The sequence below is a fragment of the Clostridium pasteurianum DSM 525 = ATCC 6013 genome (assembly GCF_000807255.1).
GTDB classification, from domain to species: Bacteria; Bacillota; Clostridia; order Clostridiales; family Clostridiaceae; genus Clostridium_I; species Clostridium_I pasteurianum.
In genome coordinates this window covers 4,092,293-4,116,733 of the sequence record NZ_CP009268.1, presented here as the reverse complement: position 1 = coordinate 4,116,733, position 24,441 = coordinate 4,092,293, and the positions used below count along the sequence as shown (strand labels likewise).

Annotated in this window: 24 protein-coding genes and 1 pseudogene; 16 read left to right on the top strand and 9 right to left on the bottom strand. The window is 29.5% G+C overall.

Annotation, left to right across the window (positions count from 1 at the left end; all coding sequences use genetic code 11):
* The first annotated feature begins 1 nt into the window (after position 1).
* From CLPA_RS18780 to CLPA_RS18770, 3 genes are all read left to right on the top strand, one after another.
* The gene (locus CLPA_RS18780; RefSeq protein WP_003447774.1) at positions 2–1,408 is read left to right on the top strand and encodes a sensor histidine kinase; all 1,407 of its coding nucleotides are present in this window, start codon (positions 2–4) and stop codon (positions 1,406–1,408) included.
* An 81-nt stretch (positions 1,409–1,489) separates the two neighbouring features.
* A complete protein-coding gene (locus tag CLPA_RS18775; protein WP_003447773.1) occupies positions 1,490–2,257 on the top strand; it encodes an ABC transporter ATP-binding protein in 768 nt (255 codons plus the stop codon).
* A complete protein-coding gene (locus CLPA_RS18770; protein WP_003447772.1) occupies positions 2,244–4,208 on the top strand; it encodes an FtsX-like permease family protein in 1,965 nt (654 codons plus the stop codon). The genes CLPA_RS18775 and CLPA_RS18770 overlap by 14 nt, the downstream gene beginning before the upstream one ends.
* A gap of 215 nt (positions 4,209–4,423) precedes the next feature.
* Here CLPA_RS18770 and CLPA_RS18765 read toward each other — a convergent pair whose 3' ends face one another.
* Together CLPA_RS18765 and CLPA_RS18760 are read right to left on the bottom strand one after the other, a co-directional pair.
* Entirely contained in the window at positions 4,424–5,233 is an 810-nt protein-coding gene (locus CLPA_RS18765) for a hypothetical protein (RefSeq protein ID WP_003447771.1), read from the bottom strand.
* Entirely contained in the window at positions 5,230–5,838 is a 609-nt protein-coding gene (locus CLPA_RS18760; protein WP_003447770.1) for a TetR/AcrR family transcriptional regulator, read from the bottom strand. The genes CLPA_RS18765 and CLPA_RS18760 overlap by 4 nt, the downstream gene beginning before the upstream one ends.
* 329 nt (positions 5,839–6,167) lie before the next feature.
* Here CLPA_RS18760 and CLPA_RS18755 point away from each other — a divergent pair, with 329 nt between their 5' ends.
* Positions 6,168–7,214 carry a Fic family protein gene (locus CLPA_RS18755; protein WP_003447768.1) on the top strand — a complete coding sequence of 349 codons (1,047 nt, stop codon included), beginning with the start codon at positions 6,168–6,170 and terminating at the stop codon, positions 7,212–7,214.
* 85 nt (positions 7,215–7,299) lie between these two features.
* On the opposite strand, the pseudogene CLPA_RS21290 reads toward CLPA_RS18755, so the two are convergent.
* Positions 7,300–7,515, bottom strand: a pseudogene (locus tag CLPA_RS21290) (YhgE/Pip domain-containing protein); the annotation flags it as partial.
* A gap of 354 nt (positions 7,516–7,869) precedes the next feature.
* Here CLPA_RS21290 and CLPA_RS18750 point away from each other — a divergent pair.
* From CLPA_RS18750 to CLPA_RS18740, 3 genes are read left to right on the top strand one after another with little or no spacing between them, the layout of a single operon-like run.
* Positions 7,870–8,421 (top strand): RNA polymerase sigma factor, encoded by a 552-nt coding sequence (locus CLPA_RS18750; protein WP_003447766.1) that lies wholly within the window; start codon positions 7,870–7,872, stop codon positions 8,419–8,421.
* Positions 8,411–8,686 (top strand): hypothetical protein, encoded by a 276-nt coding sequence (locus CLPA_RS18745; protein WP_003447765.1) that lies wholly within the window; start codon positions 8,411–8,413, stop codon positions 8,684–8,686. Before CLPA_RS18750 ends, CLPA_RS18745 begins: the two co-directional genes overlap by 11 nt.
* A 1-nt stretch (position 8,687) precedes the next feature.
* The gene (locus CLPA_RS18740) at positions 8,688–9,251 is read left to right on the top strand and encodes a hypothetical protein (RefSeq protein WP_003447764.1); all 564 of its coding nucleotides are present in this window, start codon (positions 8,688–8,690) and stop codon (positions 9,249–9,251) included.
* 223 nt (positions 9,252–9,474) lie between these two features.
* Here the strand turns inward: CLPA_RS18740 and CLPA_RS18735 are convergent, their stop codons facing one another.
* The 4 genes from CLPA_RS18735 to CLPA_RS18720 all read right to left on the bottom strand — a co-directional run bounded on the left by CLPA_RS18735 (position 9,475) and on the right by CLPA_RS18720 (position 13,054).
* On the bottom strand, positions 9,475–10,170 hold the full coding sequence (locus CLPA_RS18735; RefSeq protein WP_003447763.1) for an ABC transporter permease: 696 nt from the start codon (positions 10,168–10,170) through the stop codon (positions 9,475–9,477).
* Positions 10,163–11,086, bottom strand: coding sequence for an ABC transporter ATP-binding protein (locus tag CLPA_RS18730; RefSeq protein ID WP_003447762.1), 924 nt, complete (start codon positions 11,084–11,086; stop codon positions 10,163–10,165). Before CLPA_RS18730 ends, CLPA_RS18735 begins: the two co-directional genes overlap by 8 nt.
* Positions 11,087–11,424: 338 nt before the next feature.
* On the bottom strand, positions 11,425–12,360 hold the full coding sequence (locus CLPA_RS18725; protein ID WP_003447761.1) for a sensor histidine kinase: 936 nt from the start codon (positions 12,358–12,360) through the stop codon (positions 11,425–11,427).
* Between the two features lies 1 nt (position 12,361).
* Positions 12,362–13,054, bottom strand: a complete 693-nt coding sequence (locus tag CLPA_RS18720; RefSeq protein ID WP_003447760.1) for a response regulator transcription factor — start codon at positions 13,052–13,054, stop codon at positions 12,362–12,364.
* A 177-nt stretch (positions 13,055–13,231) separates the two neighbouring features.
* Here CLPA_RS18720 and CLPA_RS18715 point away from each other — a divergent pair, with 177 nt between their 5' ends.
* Complete coding sequence (locus CLPA_RS18715; protein ID WP_003447758.1) at positions 13,232–13,690, top strand: DUF441 domain-containing protein; 459 nt, start codon at positions 13,232–13,234, stop codon at positions 13,688–13,690.
* Positions 13,691–13,871: 181 nt separating this feature from the next.
* On the opposite strand, the gene CLPA_RS18710 is transcribed toward CLPA_RS18715, so the two are convergent.
* Together CLPA_RS18710 and infC are read right to left on the bottom strand one after the other, a co-directional pair.
* On the bottom strand, positions 13,872–14,357 hold the full coding sequence (locus CLPA_RS18710) for a hypothetical protein (RefSeq protein ID WP_003447756.1): 486 nt from the start codon (positions 14,355–14,357) through the stop codon (positions 13,872–13,874).
* Between the two features lie 298 nt (positions 14,358–14,655).
* Positions 14,656–15,165, bottom strand: a complete 510-nt coding sequence (gene infC / locus CLPA_RS18705; RefSeq protein ID WP_003447754.1) for a translation initiation factor IF-3 — start codon at positions 15,163–15,165, stop codon at positions 14,656–14,658.
* Positions 15,166–15,494: 329 nt separating this feature from the next.
* Between infC and sigI the strand changes: the two genes are divergently transcribed.
* The 8 genes from sigI (at position 15,495) to CLPA_RS18665 (ending at position 24,285) form a co-directional block, all read left to right on the top strand.
* Positions 15,495–16,199 carry an RNA polymerase sigma-I factor gene (gene sigI / locus CLPA_RS18700; RefSeq protein ID WP_003447752.1) on the top strand — a complete coding sequence of 235 codons (705 nt, stop codon included), beginning with the start codon at positions 15,495–15,497 and terminating at the stop codon, positions 16,197–16,199.
* Between the two features lie 303 nt (positions 16,200–16,502).
* Positions 16,503–17,474, top strand: a complete 972-nt coding sequence (locus tag CLPA_RS18695; protein ID WP_003447749.1) for a 2-hydroxyacid dehydrogenase — start codon at positions 16,503–16,505, stop codon at positions 17,472–17,474.
* 243 nt (positions 17,475–17,717) lie between these two features.
* The gene (sufC, locus tag CLPA_RS18690) at positions 17,718–18,470 is read left to right on the top strand and encodes a Fe-S cluster assembly ATPase SufC (RefSeq protein WP_003447747.1); all 753 of its coding nucleotides are present in this window, start codon (positions 17,718–17,720) and stop codon (positions 18,468–18,470) included.
* Between the two features lie 62 nt (positions 18,471–18,532).
* A complete protein-coding gene (gene sufB, locus CLPA_RS18685; protein ID WP_003447745.1) occupies positions 18,533–19,939 on the top strand; it encodes a Fe-S cluster assembly protein SufB in 1,407 nt (468 codons plus the stop codon).
* Between the two features lie 12 nt (positions 19,940–19,951).
* The gene (gene sufD / locus CLPA_RS18680; RefSeq protein WP_003447743.1) at positions 19,952–21,058 is read left to right on the top strand and encodes a Fe-S cluster assembly protein SufD; all 1,107 of its coding nucleotides are present in this window, start codon (positions 19,952–19,954) and stop codon (positions 21,056–21,058) included.
* Positions 21,051–22,277 (top strand): cysteine desulfurase, encoded by a 1,227-nt coding sequence (locus tag CLPA_RS18675; RefSeq protein ID WP_003447741.1) that lies wholly within the window; start codon positions 21,051–21,053, stop codon positions 22,275–22,277. Before sufD ends, CLPA_RS18675 begins: the two co-directional genes overlap by 8 nt.
* Positions 22,267–22,701, top strand: coding sequence for a Fe-S cluster assembly sulfur transfer protein SufU (sufU, locus tag CLPA_RS18670; RefSeq protein WP_003447739.1), 435 nt, complete (start codon positions 22,267–22,269; stop codon positions 22,699–22,701). The genes CLPA_RS18675 and sufU overlap by 11 nt, the downstream gene beginning before the upstream one ends.
* A 492-nt stretch (positions 22,702–23,193) precedes the next feature.
* A complete protein-coding gene (locus tag CLPA_RS18665; protein WP_003447737.1) occupies positions 23,194–24,285 on the top strand; it encodes a glycerol dehydrogenase in 1,092 nt (363 codons plus the stop codon).
* The last annotated feature ends 156 nt before the right edge of the window (positions 24,286–24,441 follow it).

Below are 24,441 nucleotides of genomic sequence, written 5' to 3'. Positions count from 1 at the left end.
AATGAAGAAATCAGGTTATAAAGTAATATTTCATTTATATTCTATATTTTTTATTGCTTTTTTGATTGTAATTTTTCTTTGCGCAGGAGTAGGTATTTACTTATTGAAAAGCAGCATTAGTAATGAAAATAGTCAAATTAACTGGAGCAGCTGGCCCATATCCTTTACAGGGGATTTTTCTAAAAAAATTAATTTTAAGGATGGCAGACCACAATTAACGGCTTCAGGAATAAGTGAATTAGAAAAGTATAAGCTTTTTCTTCAAATTGCTGATAAAAACGGTGATGTGGTTACTAGTTATAATAGTCCTGCTAATGCTTCACTTCATTATGCTCCCATAGAAATGGTTCAGTTATATAAAAACGGAGGTAATCTAGGGGATTACACTATGTTTGTTGGAAGTGTTGATAATAACGGGGAAAAATGGACATATGTTATAGGTTTCCCTGTAAAGATACTAAAAATCACTATGTATTTGAATTACGATAAAGCTTCCCAGCTTAAGTTTGTCATATTGGGCATATTATCTATAATTGTGCTTCTTATCGCCGCTTATGGCATGCGTATGAACCGTACTTTATTGAATATTATAACAGGTATAAGAAGACTAGCCTCAGATTCTTATACTCCTATGAAGGAAAAGGGTATATACCAGGAGGTATATAAAAGTCTTAATTTTTTGAATAGTAAGCTTAAAGCTAGTGAAATTGAGAGAAAAAGGAATGAAACCTTGAGGGAAGAATGGATTGCTAATATTTCTCATGATTTAAAAACTCCATTGTCTCCAATAAAAGGTTATGCTGAGATATTAACTGATCCTGAATATATTGTTACTTCAGAGGACGTAAAAAAATATGGAACAATAATACTGAGAAATGTAAAAAATGTAGAAAGCATAGTTGAAAATTTAAATTTTACATATCAATTGAAAAATGGCATGCTTCCTATAGAGAGGAAGGATGGAAACCTTATACGCTTATTAAAGGAAGTAGTAATAAATATATTAAATCATCCCAAATATGAGGACAGAAATATTATTTTTAACTGCGTTGAGGACAGAGTAAATTTTAATTTTGACAGTACACTTCTTCGAAGAGCTTTCACTAATTTGTTATATAATTCAGTAGTTCATAATGCCACCGATACTATAATAAGAGTTTCTATAAAAGAAGAGGATAAAATATATATTAAGATTGAGGATAATGGAAAAGGCATAGGAGAAGAGGAACTGAAAAAGCTTTTTGAAAGATATTATAGAGGTACAAATAGTGTTGTCAATGTTAAAGGTTCAGGACTTGGAATGGCAATTGCAAAGCAGATAATAGAAGCACATGAAGGGATAATAAATGTAGAGAGCGCTCCTAATGTAGGTACAAGCATAAATATAGAATTCCCAAAGGAAACTTAAGATGAAATTAAGATGATTTAAAACTCAGCTTAAAACCGTATATATACAATCTAACTGAAGTTAAATTTAGGGGGAATTCTTATGAATGTAATGGAAGTTAGAAATGTTAAAAAAATTTACAGCTCAAAATTAAATGGAAATGAGTCGCAGGCCTTAAAGGACATAAGTTTTTCAGTTAAAAAAGGTGAATTTTTAGGTATTATGGGACCTTCAGGCTCAGGCAAATCAACTCTTTTGAATGTTATATCTACTATAGACACGCCAACTGGTGGAACTGTAACCATTGGAGGTAAAAGTATAATTAATCTTGATGAAGATGAATTGTCAGAATTTAGACGCAGCAGACTTGGCTTTATATTTCAAGATTATAACTTGCTGGATACACTAACACTTAAGGAAAATATCATTCTTCCATTGTCTCTTGCAAGACAAGATGTTAGAGTTATTGAAGAAAAGGTAAAGAAAATAAGCTCAGTACTTGGCATCGACGACATACTTAATAAGTCTCCCTATGAAGTTTCAGGTGGTCAAAAACAAAGAGCTGCAGCAGCAAGAGCAATTATAACAGAGCCAGAGCTGATTCTGGCAGATGAACCCACTGGAGCCCTTGATTCAAAGTCTTCAACAGAGCTCTTAGAGAACCTTTCTGAGCTTAACAGACAAAATGCTGCAACAATAGTTATGGTTACTCACGATGCTTTCTCTGCCAGCTACTGCAATAGAATTATATTTATCAAGGATGGGCTTTTGAATTGTGAACTTGAAAGAAAGGGCAGCAGAAAGGAATTTTTCAATGAGATTCTTAAAACGCTTTCTACCTTGGGAGGTGTTTTAAGTGACATTGTTTAAGCTTGGTGTTCAGAATATCAAACACAATTTTAGAAGTTATTTTTCATACTTTATTAGTACTTTATTTTCTGTTTTCATGCTTTTTATGTTCTATTCCATTTACTATAACAAGCAGATGGAGGCTTTTAGTAATGGAAGAGTAAAGGTCTATACCATATTTAAAGCAGCCTCTATTGTAGTTATAATTTTCTCAGCTCTTTTTATTTGGTATGCCAACAGCTTTTTTATAAAAAGCAGAAAGAAGGAAATGGCTTTATACTCTATTCTTGGTATGAAAAAGAAGGAAATAGGTACCCTTCTATTCTGCGAAAATATGTTTCTTGGCATATTGTCAATTATTATAGGTCTACCCTTAGGTGTTATAGCATCAAAATTTCTCCTTCAGCTGCTTGTCAATATTATGAAAGTCCGTGTTGTTGTGCAATACACCGTTGAAAGCAGGGCAGTTATTGCTACAACTTTAATATTTATAGCTTTGTTCTTATTTAATTCAATTAAGGCATATGGGGTAATATATAAGTTCAGGCTCATTGAACTTTTAAGTGCAGAAAAGGAAGCTGAAAAGGCTCCTGAAGGATCAAAAATTATGGCACTCCTGTCTGTTATAATGATCTTCAGCGGTTATTTCATTGCTTATACTAAGCTACTTCAAGGCGGAAGTAAAATGATGTATTTTGGACTCCTTGTATTGATATTAGTAGTTTCAGGAACCTATATTTTGTTTAATAATTTTATTGTAATACTGTTTAATAGGTTGAAAAAAAATAAGAAACTATATTACAAAGGAGAGAATCTTATAAGTATTTCTCAGATACTATATAGAATAAAGGCAAATTCCAATCTTCTTTCCACCATAGCAGTAATTTCCGCCGTTGCAATTACTGCAATAAGTTTTACCTTCAGCACATATATGTCACTGGAACAAGTTCCAACATTTAACTCACCTTTTTCTCTAATGTATACAGGCGGAGATGAAACTTTAAACAATAAAGTAGAAAAAATAATAAATAAACACAGTGAAACAAAAGTTACCTATAGGTCAGATATTGTGATGATTAATGGGAAAGGACTAACATCAAAGTATAAAGGACCCTATGGTAAAGATTTAAAGGCACCTTTTGATGTTTATATAATTTCAAGAAGTGAATACAATGAAATTTTGAATAATTCAGAACTTAATAAGGCAATTGATGGTTTGGAGATAGTTAAGGATCTGAAATTTACAAAGGATAATCAATGCTTTTTTATTGAAGTAAGTAATGATGCTAAAAGAGGAAGATTGAAGGGGGAGAAGGTTAAGGTTGAGACTAATGGTAATTCCTCTGATTTAGATATTATAGATTCCGATACGAAAGGTGTAGTAGGAGCCAGCTTACAAAAAACAACTCTTGTGGTTGCAGATAGTGCTTTCAACAAATTACTTAATACAAATAAGGAAAATACTACAGTAATAAGAGGATACACTTTGGATAATTCACTTAACTCTGGAAAGCTTGTTTCTGAATTAAGTCATGTAATTCCTGAAGATAAATACTTTAATTCTTTTTATGGTGCTTATACTAATACGTATAAGCTGATGGGCAGCTATGTATTTATAGGGATGTTTCTTGGTATTTTGTTTGTACTTTCCACAGGAAGCATACTTTATTATAAGCAACTGACAGAAGCATATGCAGATAAAGGAAGATATAATATATTAAGAAAAATAGGTGCCGGTAAAAAAGAAACAAGAAATACAGTCGTTAAACAACTTGCACTAATCTATGGATTGCCTCTTTTAGTAGGTATATTTCACAGTGCTGCGGCTTTGTGTGTATACATTAAATACATGGATGTAACTAAAGCTGTAGTAGAAGGTGTTCTGGCAATGGCAGCAGTCTATACTGTAATTTATTTATGTTATTATGCGCTTTCTGTTAAAGCATATATGAAAATTGTTAGTTCAAAATAATCTAATGAAGGAGATGTATTTCATTCATCTCCAATTTATATTTATTCTATAATAAATATAAGGATTATTTTTTTATCCCTAAGTACTTTTCTTCATTAACTGGATTATTTTCAGAAACCATAAATATTGAATAAATTTTTGAAATTAATTTTCTTAGCATTTTGAAACATCTCCTTGTATAAAAACTCTTGCATGAATAAAAAGATATCTTAAAATTAATCAATTTTATCGAATAACTTTTTACAGACACATGCACCTATAATTGCAAATAAGATATCTGTTCCTGCACGAATAAAGAGATCAAGAGATAATTCTGCTATTGCAGCAATAAAAAGATGATTCATTAACCAGTTTGAGCCGAAAATAACTATTCCAAAGTATAATCCCTGTGAAATATTGGACTTTCTTTTAATGCTTGGGTGTAAAATAAAGTAGATTATTCCTACCCATAATCCCTGACATAGTGTCCAGATAAATGTTCCTAAGGGCTTGCTGATATATGCAGATTGTATGTGTAATATAGAGTATGCAAAGTATCTGCCAATAATATAAAAAATTGCCATAACAAAAACCGATAAAATATTTTGTCTCTTCTTGTTTTGAGTTTCATCAGTTCCGGTAAAAATACCAAGAAGAATTCCTATTAACAAAATGGGGATAAAATCACCTAAACCGATTAAGGCTTCGTTAAGTATACTGCTGTTAAAAAGCAAAACGCACTCAAACATTCCTACTAAGTATAATCCACCAAAGGAAAGTCCATACAAAAAACCTTTAAACCATTTTTTCCCTGGAAGATTACGCTCAATAAGGATAAAAACTAATGCTAGTATACTAAGGGCTAACAACTCCCAGGCAATGATAGCAGGTACAAGCATACCGTTTTTAACAAAAATACTTGGTTTTAATAAAGATATATTTGATGAATTAAGTGGTGATATTAATGCGTGGAGAAGCATATCAAAAAAACTACTGACAAGGATAATTAATATAACTTTCCACCAGTCCTTTTTTAGAGTTTTCATGCTTTATCTTCCTCCCTTTGAATTAACAATTTATATAGATATTTAAGGTTTGAAAATACACTCATTTTTGTTTCCGATCTGCTGTTTTTAAAACTTCGATTATTAATCCATTTACATAATTCGCCATGTAAATAAGTCATTAGGATATCACCAATTAAATTTGCTCTTTCTTCTGAAAGTTTATTATTGCTTAATTTTATAAGCATTGCGTTAAATCCTCGGGTCGGTAAATGTAATATTTCATTGACTTCAGAGGAGGGAGTTCCATCTATAGCTTCCAGCCATATAAGTCTATACCAGCCAGGATGGTCCATTGAAAAATCAATTATATTTGATAATGCCAAATATAATTTCTCTTCTGGATCAGTTTCATAAGCTAAATTAACATCTACATAATCAATCATTTTAAGCAGGACTTGCCCAAGTGCTTCCCAGAAGATTTCATCAAGACTGTTGAAATAGTTATATAAATTTGTGTGGGCACATCCGATATTTTTGGCGATTTCTCTTAAATTTACATCTTTAATTCCACCTTTTTCTTCAATTAAACGCAATGTAGTTTCTATTATGATTTCTTTACTTACATTTTTTCTATTTGTTTGCATATGTACACCTCGTACTTATATTACCAATGGTAATTACCATTGGTAATATAATATCAAAGCAATATTTCATTGTCAATGTATTTCAAAGAAAATTCAATTTATATTGGAAAAGTCAATGAACGAATCGAATATATGAGGAAGTCCTGTATTAACGGTTTATGTGATATTTAACTTTTGATACAGGCTGAAAATGAACATTATCATTATTGCGTAAATGATAATATTTATTTTGATTTTAATATAAAATTATTGATAAATATTATGTTTCAGTGGTGTAATGAATATTATTATGCTAATATGATAATATTAATATAGTGGGAGTTGATAAGGTGAAATCTTTTGAAAATAATAGATTAAATAATATAACTTTACCTATGAATTTGGTAAGAATGCTAACATATATAAATGAATATAAAGGAAAACAGGAGTTGTATAAAAGGCAATCGCCTCAAATACTGAATACTTTAAAAGAAGTAGCAATAATACAAAGCACAGAATCCTCAAATAGGATTGAAGGTATATATACTTCTAATAAAAGATTGCAAGAAATAGTAAATAACAAGGTTGAACCAAGAGATAGAAGTGAAAGTGAGATAGCAGGTTATAGAGATGTATTAAATACTATACATAGCTCATATGATGCAATCCCTGTAAATTCGTCAGTGATTTTGCAGCTCCACAGAGATTTGTATAAGTTTTTACCTGTAAGAGGAGGAAGCTATAAGAATGTAAATAATGTTATTGAAGAAATATTGCCTGATGGTAGTAAGTACATAAGGTTTAAGCCTGTTGATGCATTTTATACACCTATGTATATGGAGAAGCTTTGTGATGAATACAGGAAGATAAGCATAAAAGGAGAAGTTGAACCACTTGTTTACATAGGGTCTTTTATTTTAGATTTTTTATGTATACACCCATTTAATGATGGTAATGGAAGAATATCTAGGTTAATCACACTTCTATTACTATATCAAAGTGGTTTTGAAGTGGGAAGATTTATAAGTATAGAGAAAATTATTGAAGAAAGTAAAGAAACTTATTACGAAGCATTAAATAAATCATCTATGCTCTGGCATGATGGAAAGCACAACTTAGAAATATGGCTGGAATACTTTTTGGGAGTAATATTAAAATCATATAAACAATTAGAAGAAAGAGTAGGGTATGTAACTAATGTAAAAGGAGGTAAAAGTCAAAGAATAGAAAAAGCTATTGAAGGAAAACTTGGGTATTTTACTAAGGGAGAAATAAGAAATATATGCCCTGATGTTGCAGAAGCTACTATTAATAGAGTTTTCGATAAATTAAAAGCTGAAGGGAAAATTGAAGTTGTTGGTAAAGGCAGAAGTGCTAAATGGAAAAAACTTTATTGATACTTTTAATTGGTTTCTACTGGATAAATTCCACCAGCCCCTGGAATTTGAAAGATCATTATTACAACTACTGCGGTTTTCACCTCATTTCGTAATAGGTACCATCCACTATCCCTAGGTTTGCATCCCTAGAATTAACAAATTCACATCCAATATTATGATTATTTTTTAACTTATCAATAACAGTATTTTCATAGGGCTTCCAGCATGAATTTATATTTACCAAGTATACAGAGAAGGAATAATGCATAAGGCTCCAATAATTAAAAGTGCCACTGGATTTTTTTATTATGCTTTTCATATTTCATTTAAATATTTTTATAATGTTTTTATATACCAGTACCTCATAAATTATTAATATATATTTACTAAGTAGTAAATGCATTTTGAATTAAGGATGACGATATGATATTTGAAACTGTTTAAATAGTTTGTCCTTAAAACTTGAGCTTTCAATAGAAATTTTATTTAATTTTTTCAGGGGATTTTTTTATATTTAGCGACTAATTAATGAAAATAAAATTAGGAGGTCAAAAATGGAAGATATAATAATTAAAACTTATGATCTGTGTAAAACATCTCTTAGTATTATTATATTCATGCGTCAGCAAGAAGCTTGTTATGAAATAGAGTAGTAGAAAATGAGGATATAAGCATGATAAATATGTTTTTAAAAAAGAAATCAAAAAGGGAGTTATTCAAAGAAATGTATGAAAAAATTTTTCAATATATTTATTCTTTTGTATATTCTAGACTTGCAGGTAGAGTAGATAGTGTTGAAGATATTGTTCAAAATGTATTTATGTCAGCTATGAATTCTATAGATGGATTTAAGGGAAAAAGTTCTTATAGAACATGGCTCTGTGAGATTGCCAGATATAAAGTTATGGACTATTACAGAAAGGAAGTTTCCTTTGAAGCAATTGAGTACATGGATGAGATAAATAATGTAGATAGCAGCTTGAGCTTAGAGGATATAGTTATTAATGAAGAGACAAAAGCCATTGTGATAAAGATTTTAAATAAACTTCCATCAATTTATAAATTTGTTCTTATTTTAAAATATATAGATAATTATAGTGTGAAAGAAATAGCTGATATTTTTCAGAGGACGCTCAAGGCAATAGATGGAATTCTTCAAAGGGGAAAAATACAGTTTAAGAATGAATTTTTAAAGCTAAAAGGAGCTGATTTTTATGAAAGATGATGATAAGGCATTTGAAAAATTAATTAGGAGTATAGAAACTGATGTTGAACCGGCAAAAGGTTTTAAAGAACAATTATTTGAAGATGTGATGTATAAATCTAAAGAGAATTATCAACCAAGTTTCTTTGCAGAGAAATTATTTTTTGTTTCACCATGGAAGCTTACGATTCCATCATCGCTTCTATTTTCAATTATTATAAAATTGGCAATGGGAAGTTCTTTTAATAAGGCAGTAGGCATGATTTTTGGTTTAGGAGGTTTTTAATATGAAAATGTTATATTTTATTAAGGATATGTTTAACTCACCATATAAAGTTGTTTTAAGTCATAAGAATGAGAATAATAATAAGCCTGCTCTAATAATTGTCATAATTACAGCATTATTTGCATCTTTTTATAGAGGTAATATGGATTGGTCATCAGCAATATCAGTAAGCTTTTCTCTTAATTTTTGTTTGTATTTTGCTGCCTGCCTTGCTTTTAAACTGGCAGCAGTAGTTAATAATAAGGAAGTAACCTTTAATGAAATATTATCTACTTGGGGATTTAGCTATTTACCGACAGTAAGTTTTATAGCTTATATCATCATAACACATGTTTTTTTTATGAATACAAAAATTGGACTTAGTACGCCCATTTCTATAGTATTACTGGCTTTTATAATAGCAATATTAATTTGGAAGGTTATATTTTATTTTATTGAATTAAAAGTAGTATTAAAATTAAATCTTATTGAAATGATTTTAGCAAGCATAGTAATAGGTTCAGTGTTTGTAGTTTGTTATATGATTACAGGGATAGTGTTTGGAACTAAAATACCAATAGTGTAATAAATCTTCTGACACAGGCTTAAAATTATTGATAAATATAGTATTTATATGGTGTATGAATACTATTATGTTAATATGATAATATTAATACAAAGAGATGACTTCCAGTCATCTCTTTGGGGGGAGCTGGCCTTTGGTGAAGGATTATTTGAAGTTGTCAGTGAATATATAAATATCATTTAAAATCATATATTCTAAAATACTACATAGTAATGTTGTTTTATCAATTAACTACATCTGCATCTTCTACATCTTTTATTGATATATAGGAAATAACTGCTCCTACAATGCCTAAAATAAGTGGAATAATAATAATTGAACTTAAGGAGCTACCATTAAAACTGCCGTTTAATATACTGGTTAATATTATTGAAGTTACAATTGTAGCAGAGGTGGATTTTCTTTTCATACCAACATATATGGGAATTAGACTTAAAAAGCTGTACCCTATTGAATATACGAAAATACTAATTATATTTTGCGCTACCATATCTACTGTTAATGTGTCAGTGAATAATTTGGCAAATGCATTAAAAAAATACATACAAAAATTTGAAAAAATATTTGATATGACCATGGATATAAAGGTAAATATGATTACAATAGTTAACTTTGCAAGCATAATATGTTTTCTCTTTATTGGATACATAAACATGAGGGTGATAGTTTTATTTGTATATTCACCAATTATTAATCTTGAAATTAGTACTGCTGCGAAGATTGAAAAGGTACCTCTTACAAAAGTGCCAGTAATTAAAAACATTTCGCTGTAACCTTTAAAAGCTATATCCCCGTCGGATTTTGAAGCGAAAGTAACTAAAACTAAAAATGCTAGAATAATTAAATTTGCAAGTAGGGCTCCTTTTATATAGCCACTCATTTTAATTTTTTTCATTTCAAGCTTCATTAATTTAAGCATTTATGCCACCTCCATTTAATATTTTTAAGAAATGATCTTCTAAAGAACTATTTTTCTTATTAATGGCTTCAATATTAACTCCCTTTAAAATTAAGGTCTTTGAAATATCACTTTGAGATACCTTTAAGTCATATATCCTTATTAAGTTATTATCTATAATCTTAAAGTTTGAAATGTTTAGGGTATTTTCTAAAATATAAGCTGCCGTTGTACAATCTCTAGTAATTATTTCTATATAATCAGTATTAAGTTGCCTTATGCTATCCATGGTGACTTCTTCTATTAGCCTGCCATTGTTTAATACGCCTATGGTATCAGCTATTTGTTCAATCTCGCCCAGAATATGACTTGATATCAATATTGTTATTCCATATTCTTCATTTAACATTTTTAATAGATTTCTAACTTCCTTAATGCCAATGGGGTCAAGTCCGTTAATTGGCTCATCTAGGATTAACAGCTGTGGTTTAGTTATAATTGCCCTGGCAATTCCAAGTCGTTGCTTCATCCCTAGTGACAAATCCTTCACTGCTTTGCCGTTGATACCATTTAAATTTACCATATTTAAAACCTTGTCAATTTGATTTTTGTCATAATATCCCATATATTCACAGTGAAGCTCTAGGTTCTCTCTTGTGGTGAGTTTATCATAAAATACAGGATATTCAATGATAGCTCCCATTCTTTTTAGTATCTCATAGGACTTATTGGTAAGCTTGTCACCAAAGATTTCAATTTCTCCAAGAGTAGGCTTGATTAGATTAGTAATCATCTTCATAATAGTGGTTTTACCAGCGCCATTAGGTCCCAAAAAACCATATATCTCACCTTTTTTAATATTCATATTTACATTGGATACAGCCTGTTTTTCCTTGAAGGTCTTTGTCAAGTTTATAGTTCTTAATATATAATTCATATTATCCTCTCCTGTTGTTTATTATAGGATTCCACTTCCAATGCTTAACTGATACATGGGGAAAATACTGGATTTTTAACGGTATTTAATTGTATATAGATTAACAGTTGAAGTTGGAACTTTGTGCCACAATGCTATTGTATAATTTAAACTTCGATTTTTTCATTAAGCAAATCTTACAAAATTCTTAAGTTAAAAAAAGATGCTTTTATAGCATTCCATTAATAAAAATTAATCTATACATGAAGAAAATATCCAACCCTATAAGAATTGTTTTTCTTATATAAGTTAATAGTTGATTTTAGAATTCTATGAAGAAAGCATCTTGTATATATAATTTAATAAGTTAATCTTTTTAATTTAATAATAAAGGAAGTTTTCTCATTTGGTTTACTATTAAGAAGAATTTTTCCTCCCATTTTTTCTACAAGTCTTTTGGTTATGGTAAGTCCTAAACCACTGCCTTGAAAGGAGCTATTTCTCGAATCCTCAAGGGTATACATTCTTTCAAAAACTTTATCTATCTCATTTTCATCAATACCCTTACCTCTATCCCAGATCTCTACATAGGTAAAGTCATCATCACAGTTTAAATTTAATCCTATAACTTTACCATCACTTCCATATTTAATGGCATTGGAAATCAAATTGCTCATTATTCTATCAAGAGCCTCAATATTTCCTAATGCATAAATGTTAACTTGGGGAATATCAATATTCACTTTAAAACCTTTGGTATTTAAAATTTCATAAAAATCTAATATATTTTTTCTGCAAACCTCATTCATATTAATTCTGGTGATACCAATATCCTTATCTCCTGATTCCAGTTTTGCCAGATCAAAAAATTTATTCATAAGTTCAATTATTTCAAGAGTTTTATCGTGTACTTTAGAAAGCAATATATCTTTTTCCTTATTTTCAATAGCCTTGTCCAACTTTATAGTTTCTATATATCCTAATACAACAGTAAGAGGAGTTTTCAAATCGTGGGAAATATTTGAAAGCATTTTTCTCATAGCTATTTCTTTTTTTCTGTAGTCTGACAGTATCTTTTGGTTGTAATCTAAAAGATTATTGATTTCTACTAATAATCCCTTTAGTTCATTTTCATCAGTAACAACTAAAAGTTTTTCATCAGCACCATGAAGAATAATTTTTTGCAGCTTGCTTTGAATGTATTGTAAATTTTTAGTTCGTTTATTTTGAAGCCTGTATTGAAAAAGTATTATACAAATTAAGACGAAAATAACTATGAATAATAAAATGGTCATCTTAATTTACCTCCAGTTTGTAGCCTATTCCCCACAAGGTCTTTATATATTGAGGCTTTGATGGATTATCCTCTATCTTTTCTCTTAATCTTCGCATATGTACATTAATTACATTCTCATCTCCAAAGTAATCATCTTCCCAAATTAAATTGTAGATTTGAGCCTTGGTAAACACTCTATTAGGATTTTTAATGAATAATTTTAGAATATCAAATTCTTTTGAAGTAAGTTGTATAGTTTGACCATTTTTACTGACTAAAAAATTATTTAAATCAACGGTAAGGTTTCCAATTTTAATGATTTGTATTTCTTGCTTATTATTAGAATATTTTGTTGATCTTCTAATAGCTGCTTTAATTCTTGCAGAAATTTCAATCATAGAAAAAGGCTTAGTAATATAATCATCAGCTCCAAAACCTAGACCTATAGCTTTATCTACATCGCTATCCTTTGCAGACATAATTAAAATAGGCACTGAACTTTTTTCTCTAATTATTTTTATAGTTTCTATGCCGTCTAATTTTGGCATCATTAAATCAAGAACAATTAAATCAAAATTGTCCTTTAAAAATACAGCAATTCCATCTTCGCCATTACAAGCAGTTGTTGCTATAAATCCTTCCTTTTTTAAATAATTCTTTACCATTTCACTAATAGATATATCATCTTCAATAATTAAAATTTTGTTATTCATATGTAATACCTCATTTTACAAATATATATATAATAATAATTAAACTTATGACAGAAATTTTATCATAGAAAAACATATGTGTGAAGGTAATGTTAGAAAAATGTACAGAATATGTATATATCAATGTTAATATGAATATTAATTTTAGTATGAAATTTATTTTTGGAGATGATAATTTTGGAAGCCAATATTATATTAGTTATTATATTAGCTATATCAATAATAGGGAAAGCTAATTCTGTATCAGTTGCGGTTGCCTTTCTTTTAATCCTTAAGCTTTTAAATATTCAGAAATATATTTTGCCAGTCCTAGATAGTAAGGGCATATTTTGGGCATTAGTTATACTTATAGCAACTATACTTATTCCAATTGCCAATGGAAGTATAAGCTTTATTAACATAAAGGGAAATCTTATATCTGTAGTAGGGATAACTGCGCTTTTGCTATCTTTTTTTACCACTTATCTAAGTGGGTTGGGATTAAAGTATCTAACCGTTCAAGGGCATGGGGACGTGATGCCAGCACTTATTTTAGGTTCAATAGCAGCAGCTGCTTTCTTAGGAGGAGTTCCTGTAGGTCCGCTTATTACTTCGGGATTACTTGCTTTAGTTATGAAGGTATTTCATAAAGGATAGATTATATGTATTAAAATAAATAACAAGTAAGATATTTTTATCATATGTATGCAAATATGATATACTAACCTGTTATTTATTTGAAAACTAACTATATATAATTTATCTTACATAAAATAATTGAATTAGGCTATTTGGTTATTTAGATTTATAACTAAACTAAAAAATATATATTTTTAGTTTAGTAAGAAGTCATGTGTTTTAAAATATCAATATACCTTTGTGATACATTAGGATATACGGTTAGAAGAGTATCAATAACGTAATCAATATTATTATCGTCTACTTTTTTTAGTGAAGTGTCTTGAAATAGTATAGAATTGTCATTGCTTAAAGAAGTATAAACAGTATTTACGATGGGGGATTGCATAACAGCAGAATTTTCTGCGCATTTTTCTGAAAAGTACAATATACCATCTACTACTACAAATTCTCCATAAGCATATTCTTTTTTTTCGTTTTTTGAATTGTTGCATTTGCAGTCAAACTTAGTATGTTCTACATGTTTTAAATCTAATATGTTTTCATCATTTTCTCGTGTCAATACACATCTTAAATCCAATTCCATCAATCTTTTTTTTATGTGATCAGAAAAGTTTTCTCCAAATTCAGATATGAATTGCTTCATTGAAATAGTCTTTTTTAATTTGTAGTTTTTCTTATACATAATATATCTCCTTTTTATTGTATTAAAAAACCAAAACCACCTTAAGAAGGTGGTAAAACAATTTGTATATATAATTAAAAAATTATGGTTATAGTTTTATTATAATAATATAATAAATTTTAATTTTTAATAGTATTTACTATCGTACTTAAAAGTATACCATAATAATGGATTAATATCAAAAATATATATGGTTGCCAATGATATCATAGATTATATTTTGACAAAACTTCTTTTATCAAATAAAGCTTTTTAATGAAAATATTAAAATTTTATAATCTATGAATATGCAATGGATCTATTTTTTAGGGCCTAATATCATAAACATATTTCGACCTTCTAATTGAGGAGCTTTTTCAATTGTGCCTAATTCACCTATTTTATCTACAAATGCCTCTAAAACTTTTTTACCCATTTGAGTGTTGTTGTTTTGTCTACCTCTAAATCTTATAGAAACTTTAACTTTGTCACCATTTGATAAAAATTTTTTAGCATTATTGGCTTTTATATTTATATCATGATCTTCGATGGTAGGGCTTAATCTCACTTCTTTTAGAACTACGACCTTTTGATTCTTTTTAGCTAATTTTAATTTCTTGGATTGCTCATATAGATATTTGCTATAGTCCATAATTTTGCATACAGGTGGTTTTGCATTGGGGGAAACCATAACTAAATCTAAATCTCTTTCTCTGGCCATTTTAAGAGCTTCATCTGTTCTGATTATACGACTATCCTCTCCGGATAATCTTATTTCCCTGTTTTTAATATTTTCGTTCAAAATTAAATTTTTATTGATATATAACACCTCCAAAGTATAATGACAATTAAATCATTATATAATAATATCACTTTTAATAATTTTTTACAACTTATACATTTTGCTTAATATAAAAATATAATTAAAAAATAAATATTTTTATATTAAATTGGAATTAATTACTTGTTTACACCTGATTTAAAAATAACTTAGTATACTTGTATATTTATAATTTTTAACTTATTTATAGCAATTAGAAAAAATATAATAATTTTTTAAATTAAATTAAATTTTAAATTAAATTAAATCTAAAAAACCTCAAAAATCATAGCTTTTATATCGAATGAATATAAGATGTTTTTTAGTGAGGTGAAAAAATGTTTTTAAAAAGATCACTTGAGGATAGAGTTGAAAAGGCTAAAATAGATCAAAAAGAATTAAATAAATTAATTGAGGTATATAAGCCATTTATAGCAAATATTTTATACAAGAAAAAAGGCAAATTTTTACAATATGGATGCGATGATGAACTTACCATTGGAATGATGGCTTTTAAAGAAGCAGTTGAAGCCTATGATAAGAAAAAAGGAAAGTTTTTATCTTTTGCTAAACATGTTATTAGCCTTAGAAGTATAGATCATTATAGAAAAAATGAAAAAATGAAAGATAAAATTTGGTTACCTATAGTTACTCAATCTGATGATAAATCTGAAAATAGTGTCATGGATGATGAATCTATAAAAAAATATGAATATGAAAAAGAAAATGAGCTTAGAAGATTAGAAATATCAGAGTACAAAAAAGAATTAAAAAAGTGGGACATAGAGTTTGCGGATTTACTAAGGACATGCCCTAAACAAGATAGACTTAAAAAAGTTTATAAAGAGATAGCTCAATTTATTATAATGGATTCAAAAATACTAAATAGATTGATAATTACAAAGAGATTGCCTATAAAAGAAATTCAGGGAAATATGCTAATACATAGAAAGAAAATAGAAAGAGGAAGATTATATATTATTGCTCTTGTAATAGCTTTAAAGGGTGATTACGATTTGATAAGGGAATATATTATAAATTAAAATACATAAAATTATTATGGACTAGTATTTATTTTTACGTACTAGTCCTTTTCATATTAATAGATCGATCATATTTAAAGGTTATACTTTTTATAAATTACATGAATTATTATATATAGGAATGAGCTGCTTTATGAACTTTTAATAAGATATTGTGTTTCCTATAGTGTAAAGTAGATAAATTTATTAAATAGCAAGAAGTATTGATAAAAATAAGAATATTATTTAAAATTATTATTAATGAGTATTAAACAAGTATAATAATTGTTTTCATATATAAATGTTTTAGGAGGAGAAAGTGTTATGAAACCTAGAGTATATGTGGCAAAACATTTTTCAAAGGAAGTAATTAGCTATATTGAAAATTATTGTGAATGTGAAGTGTGGGAAGGCGAAGGAGAAATTTCAAGAGAAGAACTTTTAGAGAAGATAGAAGATAAAAATGGAGTAATACTAACTTCAATAAAAATTGACAAGGAATTTTTAGATAGAGCACCTAATTTAAAGGTTGTAAGTAATATGTCTGTTGGTTATGATAATTTTGATTTAGATATTATGAAATCAAGGAATATAATTGGTACCAACACTCCTGAAGTACTTGATAATAGTGTGGCAGATTTAGTGTTTGGACTTATGCTATCTTCAGCTCGTAGAATTGTGGAATGTGATAAATATCTAAGAGAAGGTAAATGGAAATCTCAATATGATGAAAGTTATTATGGAATTGATGTATATGGTAAGACACTAGGCATAATAGGTATGGGGAGAATCGGAGAAGCTATTGCTAAAAGGGCTAAATTTGGTTTTGATATGAATGTATTTTATCATAATAGGAGTAGGAAATTAGAAACTGAGGGAAATTTAGGAGTAAAATATTTAGATTTACAAGAACTTTTAAAAAGATCAGACTTTGTAGTTTTGATGACGCCTCTTACAAGAGAAACTTATAGACTTATGGGAGCTGATGAATTTAGAGTGATGAAAGAAACTGCAATATTTATTAATGCATCCAGAGGTCAAACTGTAGATGAAAAGGCATTAATTGAAGCACTAAAGTCTGGACAGATAAGAGCTGCTGGATTAGATGTATATGAAAAGGAACCTATTGATATTAATAATGAACTTATCAATTTGAATAATGTAGTTATTCTTCCGCATCTTGGGTCAGCTACCTTTGAAACGCGTAATAGTATGGCAAAACTCAGTTCAGAAAATATGGTAAAAGCACTAATAGGAGAAAGGGTACCCAATATAGTTAAAGAACTTAAAGAATAGCTCATTTTTATATTTAAATATAATCTTTTTTTATATAGTAAATATTTTCATTCTTATATTGTCAAAATTTAAGCGCTTTTATTTTTAAAATTTTAAAAATAAAAGCGCTTTTTTATATAATTATCTATTATTTATTGCAAATAATAGATAATTATTATTGACAAATAATAATCTTAGATATACAATAATTATAAATCAGAGTTAAACACTCGGGATTAAAACTTTATTTTAGGAGAGAATAATATGGGAGATAGACTTTTAGATATAAAAGATATTCATGTTGAAGCAGATGGAACTGAGATATTAAAAGGTCTTAATTTATCTGTAAACAAGGGAGAGGTTCATGTAATAATGGGTCCTAATGGAGCTGGAAAGTCAACTTTGGTAAATGTAATAATGGGTCATCCTAAATACAACATTACAAGTGGAGATATTATTTTTGAAAATGAAAAAATTAATGATTTAAAAACAGATGAAAGAGCAAAAAAAGGAATATTTTTATCTTTTCAGACACCGGAAGAAGTTCCAGGTATAACTGTAGAAGGGCTTCTAAGAAGTTCTAGAACTTCTATTACGGGAAAGCCAATTAAACTTATGGCTTTTAGAAAAGAACTTAAAGAAAAACTGGAAATATTGCAATTTGATGAAAGTTATGCCTCTAGATATTTAAATGTTGGGTTTTCTGGAGGAGAGAAGAAAAAAAATGAAATAATTCAAATGATGATGATAAATCCTAAATTAGCAATACTTGATGAGACAGATTCAGGTCTTGATGTAGATGCAGTTAAAATAGTTTCAAAGGGAGTAAATAAATTTAAGAATGAAAATAATGCTATAGTGATAATAACTCATAACAGTAAAATACTAGAGGATTTAAAACCAGATTTTGTTCATGTTATTTTAAAGGGTAAAGTTGTCAAAACAGGAGATGCATCTTTAATAGATGAAATAAATAATAATGGATTTGCAGAATTTAAAGAAGCAGCTTTAAGTTAAGAATTATATATCTCAATGGAAAGTTGTAAATAAAAGAGATATGTTATAAGGAGATGAGTCTCATGGAAAGGAAAAAGACTTTTATTGAGGATTTAGACAGGGGTTTTTATGATATAAAAAATAAAGATATATATAGTTATAAGGCTGATAAAGGATTAACTAAAGAAATAATACTTAATATATCCAAGGAAAAAAATGATCCAGAATGGATGAGAGATTTCAGACTTAAATCATTAGAAATATATAACAATATGGAGTTGCCAACCTGGGGACCATCATTAGATGAGTTGGATATGGATAATATAGTTACATATGTTAAGCCAAATACCCAAATGAAAGGTAACTGGAATGAAGTACCAGAAGATATAAAGGATACTTTTGAAAAATTGGGAATACCAAAAGCTGAAAGGGAATCCTTAGCGGGAGTTGGGGCACAGTATGACTCAGAAGTAGTTTACCATAGTATAAAAGAAGAGTTAGTTAAACAAGGTATTGTATATACTGATATGGAAACTGCCCTTAGAGAATATGAAGATATAGTTAAGGAATACTTTATGAAGCTTGTTCCACCAAACGATCATAAATTTGTAGCCCTGCACGGAGCAGTCTGGTCTGGCGGCTCTTTTGTGTATGTACCAGAAGGAGTAGATGTGGAAATACCGCTTCAATCTTATTTTAGACTTAATTCGCCAGGTGCAGGACAATTTGAGCACACGCTGATAATAGTGGAAAAAGGTGCTAGACTTCATTTTATAGAAGGCTGTTCAGCTCCAAAGTATAATGTAACCAATTTGCATGCTGGATGTGTTGAACTTTATGTTAAAGAAGGAGCTACCTTAAGATATTCAACTATAGAGAACTGGTCAAGGAATATGCTTAATCTAAATACAAAGAGAGCAGTTGTTGAGAAGAATGGTACTATAGAATGGGTATCAGGTTCTTTTGGATCTAAGATTTCCATGCTTTATCCTATGAGTATATTAAAAGGAGAAGGAGCAAAAGCAGAATTTACAGGAATAACTTTTGCAGGAAAAGGACAGCATTTGGATACCGGAGCTAAAGTAGTTCATGCAGCTCCATATACATCTTCTACTATAAATACAAAATCTATATCTAAAAGTGGTGGTGTTGCTATATATAGAGGTGCGGTGAAGATTACACCAAATGCTCATCATACAAAAGCATCAGTATCCTGTGAATCACTTATGTTAGATGATATTTCCCGTTCAGATACATTACCTGTACTTGATATATTAAATGATGAGGTGGATATTGGACATGAGGCAAAAATAGGAAGAATAAGCGATGAAGCTATATTTTATCTTATGTCAAGAGGTATAAGTGAAGAAGAAGCTAAAGCTATGATAGTAAGAGGGTTTGCTGAACCAATTGCAAAAGAATTGCCTTTAGAGTACGCAGTGGAAATGAATAATTTAATAAACTTAGAACTAGAAGGAAGTATTGGGTAGGCGGTGAGAATAGTGAGTGATAGAATCTTAAAAAATATAAATAAAATTCCTGTAAGGACTTGGAGATGGCTTGGGGTAAATGATTTATCTATAGATAGCAAAATTCCCGAAATAAAACCATACAATAAAGGTATACTGCAGGATACATACGAAGAAGAACTAAAAGTTATACACGTCAATAAAGATAATACTAATCTTAGAATATTTGATGGTTTAAATTATGAGGGTATAAGCAAAGAAGCAACGGATCAGGTAAAAAATCACTATAATACAGGGGTATTTATACAGACTTATGAAGATAAAAAAAACTTAGAACCAATATTTATAGAATATTCTATGGATAAAGAAAGTCCTGTAGTTATAGATGATAATGTAATAATTGCAGAAGAAAATAGTGAAATTACAGTAGTATTTAAATATGATTCCAATAGTAATGAAAAGTATTTTCATAATGGGCTTACGAGAATATATGGGAAAAAAGGTTCAATTATAAATCTTATAAAAATACAAAATATTTCAGATTCATCTATTCATCTTGATGCAAATGCAGCGGAACTGGAAGAGGATGCTACAATAAATTATGTATCCGTTGAATTAGGTGGAATACACAGTATTACTAATTATAAAGCAGATTTAAAAGGTTATAGAAGTTCAACAAATTTATATTCTATTTATCTAGGAGACAAGGAGAGAAATATAGACATAAACTATCTGATAAATCACTATGGAAAAGAGACGAGGAGTTCCATAGAAACAAGAGGTGCTCTTCTAGATAAGAGTAATAAAATATTCAGGGGTACTTTAGATTTTAAAAAGGGTTCATCAAAGTCTAAAGGACAAGAAGAAGAATATGCAGTGTTGTTAAGTCCTAATGTAAGAAACAGATCAGTTCCAATACTTCTATGTACTGAAGATGATGTAGAGGGACAGCATGCTGCTAGTGCTGGTAAGATAGATGAAAATAAGCTTTTTTATCTTATGAGCAGAGGGCTTAGTGAAAAAGAGGCGAAAAAGCTTATAATAGAAGCAGCCTTTAATCCAATTTTAAATAGAATTCCTTTAGAAAAGGTTAAAAATGAAATTTCAGAGAGTGTTAGGAGGAAACTTACAGATGACTAATAAATATGTTGCGGATTTCCCGGTTTTAAATCAGACAATTAATGGACACCGTTTAGCTTATCTGGATAGTGCTGCTACCACTCAAAAGCCGGTATCAGTAATGAATGCAGTAGATGAATATTATAAACAATTTAATGCTAATCCTCATAGAGGCGCCTATTATCTTAGTGTAAAGGCAACTGAGATCTATGAGAATACAAGGGAAGTTATAAAAAAATTTATAGGAGCAGAAAAAGCTAAAGAAATAGTATTTACTAAGAATGCTACAGAGGGCTTTAATCTTATAGCTTATTCCTATGGGATGAACTTTATAAATGCTGGTGATGAAATAGTTATTTCTATAGCTGAGCATCATTCTAATTTGGTTCCTTGGCAGCAAGTGGCTAAGGCTAAAGGGGCAGTGCTTAAATATTTGTATTTAGATGAAGAAGGAGTAATTTCAAAAGAAGAGGTTGAAAGTAAAATAACAGAAAAGACCAAAATAGTTTCTGTTACTCAAGTATCAAATGTTTTGGGTACTGTTAATCCTGTAAAAGATATTATTAAAAAAGCTCACAGTGTTGGAGCTATTGCTATAATAGATGGATCACAGAGTATACCTCATATGAAAGTTAATGTAAGAGAGATGGATGCAGATTTTATAGTGTTTTCTGGACATAAAATGTTATCTCCTATGGGAATTGGTGTGGTTTATGGAAAAGAAGAATTACTTGAGAAAATGCCGCCCTTCATATTTGGAGGGGATATGATAGAATATGTGTGGGAGCAGGAAGCTACTTTTGCAGAAATTCCATATAAATTTGAAGGTGGTACTCAAAATGTAGGAGGAGCTATTGGTATTACTGCGGCTATAAAATATCTTGAAAATGTGGAAATGGATAATGTAAATAGTATAGAAAAGGCATTGGTAAGCTATGCTTTAGAGAGATTAAGTGAGATACCTTATATAACTGTATATGGTACAAAGGATATAAATAAAAAAGCTGGCGTGATTTCTTTCAATGTGAAGGATGTGCATCCGCATGATGTATCTTCTATATTAGATGCCTCTGGTGTTGCCATTAGAGCAGGGCATCATTGTGCCCACCCGCTTATGAAATATATGGGAGTAAATGCCACTTGTAGAGCAAGTTTTTATCTGTATAATACAAAAGAAGACGTGGACGCTTTAGCGGAAGGGTTAAAAAATACAAGGAAGTGGTTAGGCTATGGATCTTAATAGTATATATTCTGAGATTATAACTGAACATAATGCTTCACATCATAATAAAAGACATGTTGAAGGGGCAGATGTAATTGAGCAGGGTCATAATCCAAGCTGCGGAGATGAAATCCAGCTGGAATTAAAAATAGAGAATAATATAATTGAAGACGCTGGTTTTACAGGTATAGGCTGTGCCATATCTCAGGCATCTACATCTATAATGATAGATCTTATAAAAGGAAAAACTGTTGAAGAGGCAAAGCATATTATAGAAACTTTCTTGGGTATGATAAAGAGAGAAATAACTGATGAAAAGGAATTGGAAATATTAGAAGATGCTTTAGCTCTTAAAAACATATCAAATATGCCAGCAAGGGTTAAATGTGCGGTTTTAGCTTGGCATACATTAGAGCAGTCACTAAATAAGAAGAACTCTTAAATTGTATAAGTTTTATCATACATGTTAATTTCATAATTAAATGTTTGTTAAAAAAACTTTTTAGAAATACTTTATATATCAAAGTAGTTTATGTCTATGTTAATGATTTACCACATTTTAATTTATGATGATTTGTAATTATAAGTTAATGAACTGGTGTGTTATATTATAATTATTAACTAAATATTGTTTTGTATGTGGGCTGTTCCCAAAGGAAATGATTATTCACTGAATTTGAGGATTGGCTCTTTTTTTGTTAAAATAGTATTTTGATATTTTTAAATTATATGTAATAAAATGTATTTAATTCTTTGGTGTTGCAATATAACAATCAAAAAGATTGTTAAAAAAATGTCAATATTTTGTTGGAATGTATTATTTTTGTTGAGAAAATGTGATTTTTTTGTCTAAATATATTGCATATACTTTTTGCTGATGCTAAAATTAACTTGTAATACAATATATAAAATTATAAAAAGTGGAGGGAAAGTTATGGTAAAATCAATTTACTCACCAAGAAAGTATGTACAAGGTTCAGGTGTACTTACGGAATTGGAAAGATATGTAGGGAGTTTGGGAAACTCTTTTCTTGTAGTAGCAGATCCTTTTGTTCTTGAAGATGCAGTGAAAAAAATCGGAAAAGGATTTGAAGGAAGTGAATCAGAGGTAATATTTGAAAAGTTCAATGGGGAATGTACAAAAAAGGAAATTGACAGATTAATAGAAATTGCAAAAGTAAAGAAAAGTGATGCAGTAATTGCCATAGGAGGAGGAAAAACTCTAGATACAGTAAAAGCAATTGGATACTATACAAAGCTTCCAGTGGTTATAATTCCAACTTTGGCTTCTTGTGATGCTCCATGTACTGCACTTTCTGTTATATACACAGAAAAAGGAGAATTCAGTGAATATTTATTTTTACCGGAAAATCCTGATATAGTTATAGTTGACACAGATATAATTGTAAAAGCTCCAGTGAAATTTTTAGCAGCTGGTATGGGAGATGCCTTTGCTACTTATTATGAGGCAAGAGCATGCTATAAAGCTGACGCTAATAATTTAGTAGGTACTAAAATAACAAAAGCAGCGTTAGCTCTTGCAGAACTTTGTCATAAGACTCTTCTTGAAGATGGGTTAAAAGCAAAACTTTCAAATGAGAAAGGTGTTTTAACTAAAGCACTTGAGAATATAATTGAAGCAAATATATATTTAAGTGGAGTTGGTGCTGAAAGCTCAGGATTAGCTGCTGCTCATGCTATAAGTAATGGACTTACTGTTCTTACAGAATTACACCATGCATCTCATGGAGAAAAGGTTGCTTTTGGTACTCTAGTTCAACTAGTTCTTGAAGATGCTCCTGAAGAAGAAATAAGAGAAGCTTTAAGCTTTATGAAGAATGTAGGATTACCAGTATCCTTAGAAGAAATGGGTGTAAATGTTATAAATAAAGAAGCTATAATGAAAGCTGCTGAAGCATCTTGTGCTGAAGGTGATACCATGCACAACATGCCATTTACGGTTACTCCTGAGGATGTTTATGGTGCAATAATAGTTGCTAATGAACTTGGAAAGCAATTTAAATAGTATTTTTTTATCAGTGATTGTTACATATTAGACAAATATGTTATAAGTCAAACAATGCTGTTATAAATTAGACAAAATTTTAGAAATGCTTTAAATAAAAAAACTCTCTAATGCGATTTTTATATCATAATTAGAGAGTTTTTTATTTAAATTATT

Coding starts and splice junctions, on each gene's coding strand:
- CLPA_RS18780 (WP_003447774.1), top strand. CDS start 2: ATGAAGAAATCAGGTTATAAAGTAATATTTCATTTATATTCTATATTT.
- CLPA_RS18775 (WP_003447773.1), top strand. CDS start 1,490: ATGAATGTAATGGAAGTTAGAAATGTTAAAAAAATTTACAGCTCAAAA.
- CLPA_RS18765 (WP_003447771.1), bottom strand. CDS start 5,233: ATGAAAACTCTAAAAAAGGACTGGTGGAAAGTTATATTAATTATCCTT.
- CLPA_RS18760 (WP_003447770.1), bottom strand. CDS start 5,838: ATGCAAACAAATAGAAAAAATGTAAGTAAAGAAATCATAATAGAAACT.
- CLPA_RS18750 (WP_003447766.1), top strand. CDS start 7,870: ATGATAAATATGTTTTTAAAAAAGAAATCAAAAAGGGAGTTATTCAAA.
- CLPA_RS18745 (WP_003447765.1), top strand. CDS start 8,411: ATGAAAGATGATGATAAGGCATTTGAAAAATTAATTAGGAGTATAGAA.
- CLPA_RS18740 (WP_003447764.1), top strand. CDS start 8,688: ATGAAAATGTTATATTTTATTAAGGATATGTTTAACTCACCATATAAA.
- CLPA_RS18735 (WP_003447763.1), bottom strand. CDS start 10,170: ATGCTTAAATTAATGAAGCTTGAAATGAAAAAAATTAAAATGAGTGGC.
- CLPA_RS18730 (WP_003447762.1), bottom strand. CDS start 11,086: ATGAATTATATATTAAGAACTATAAACTTGACAAAGACCTTCAAGGAA.
- CLPA_RS18725 (WP_003447761.1), bottom strand. CDS start 12,360: ATGACCATTTTATTATTCATAGTTATTTTCGTCTTAATTTGTATAATA.
- CLPA_RS18720 (WP_003447760.1), bottom strand. CDS start 13,054: ATGAATAACAAAATTTTAATTATTGAAGATGATATATCTATTAGTGAA.
- CLPA_RS18710 (WP_003447756.1), bottom strand. CDS start 14,357: ATGTATAAGAAAAACTACAAATTAAAAAAGACTATTTCAATGAAGCAA.
- sigI (WP_003447752.1), top strand. CDS start 15,495: ATGTTTTTAAAAAGATCACTTGAGGATAGAGTTGAAAAGGCTAAAATA.
- CLPA_RS18695 (WP_003447749.1), top strand. CDS start 16,503: ATGAAACCTAGAGTATATGTGGCAAAACATTTTTCAAAGGAAGTAATT.
- sufC (WP_003447747.1), top strand. CDS start 17,718: ATGGGAGATAGACTTTTAGATATAAAAGATATTCATGTTGAAGCAGAT.
- sufB (WP_003447745.1), top strand. CDS start 18,533: ATGGAAAGGAAAAAGACTTTTATTGAGGATTTAGACAGGGGTTTTTAT.
- CLPA_RS18675 (WP_003447741.1), top strand. CDS start 21,051: ATGACTAATAAATATGTTGCGGATTTCCCGGTTTTAAATCAGACAATT.
- sufU (WP_003447739.1), top strand. CDS start 22,267: ATGGATCTTAATAGTATATATTCTGAGATTATAACTGAACATAATGCT.
- CLPA_RS18665 (WP_003447737.1), top strand. CDS start 23,194: ATGGTAAAATCAATTTACTCACCAAGAAAGTATGTACAAGGTTCAGGT.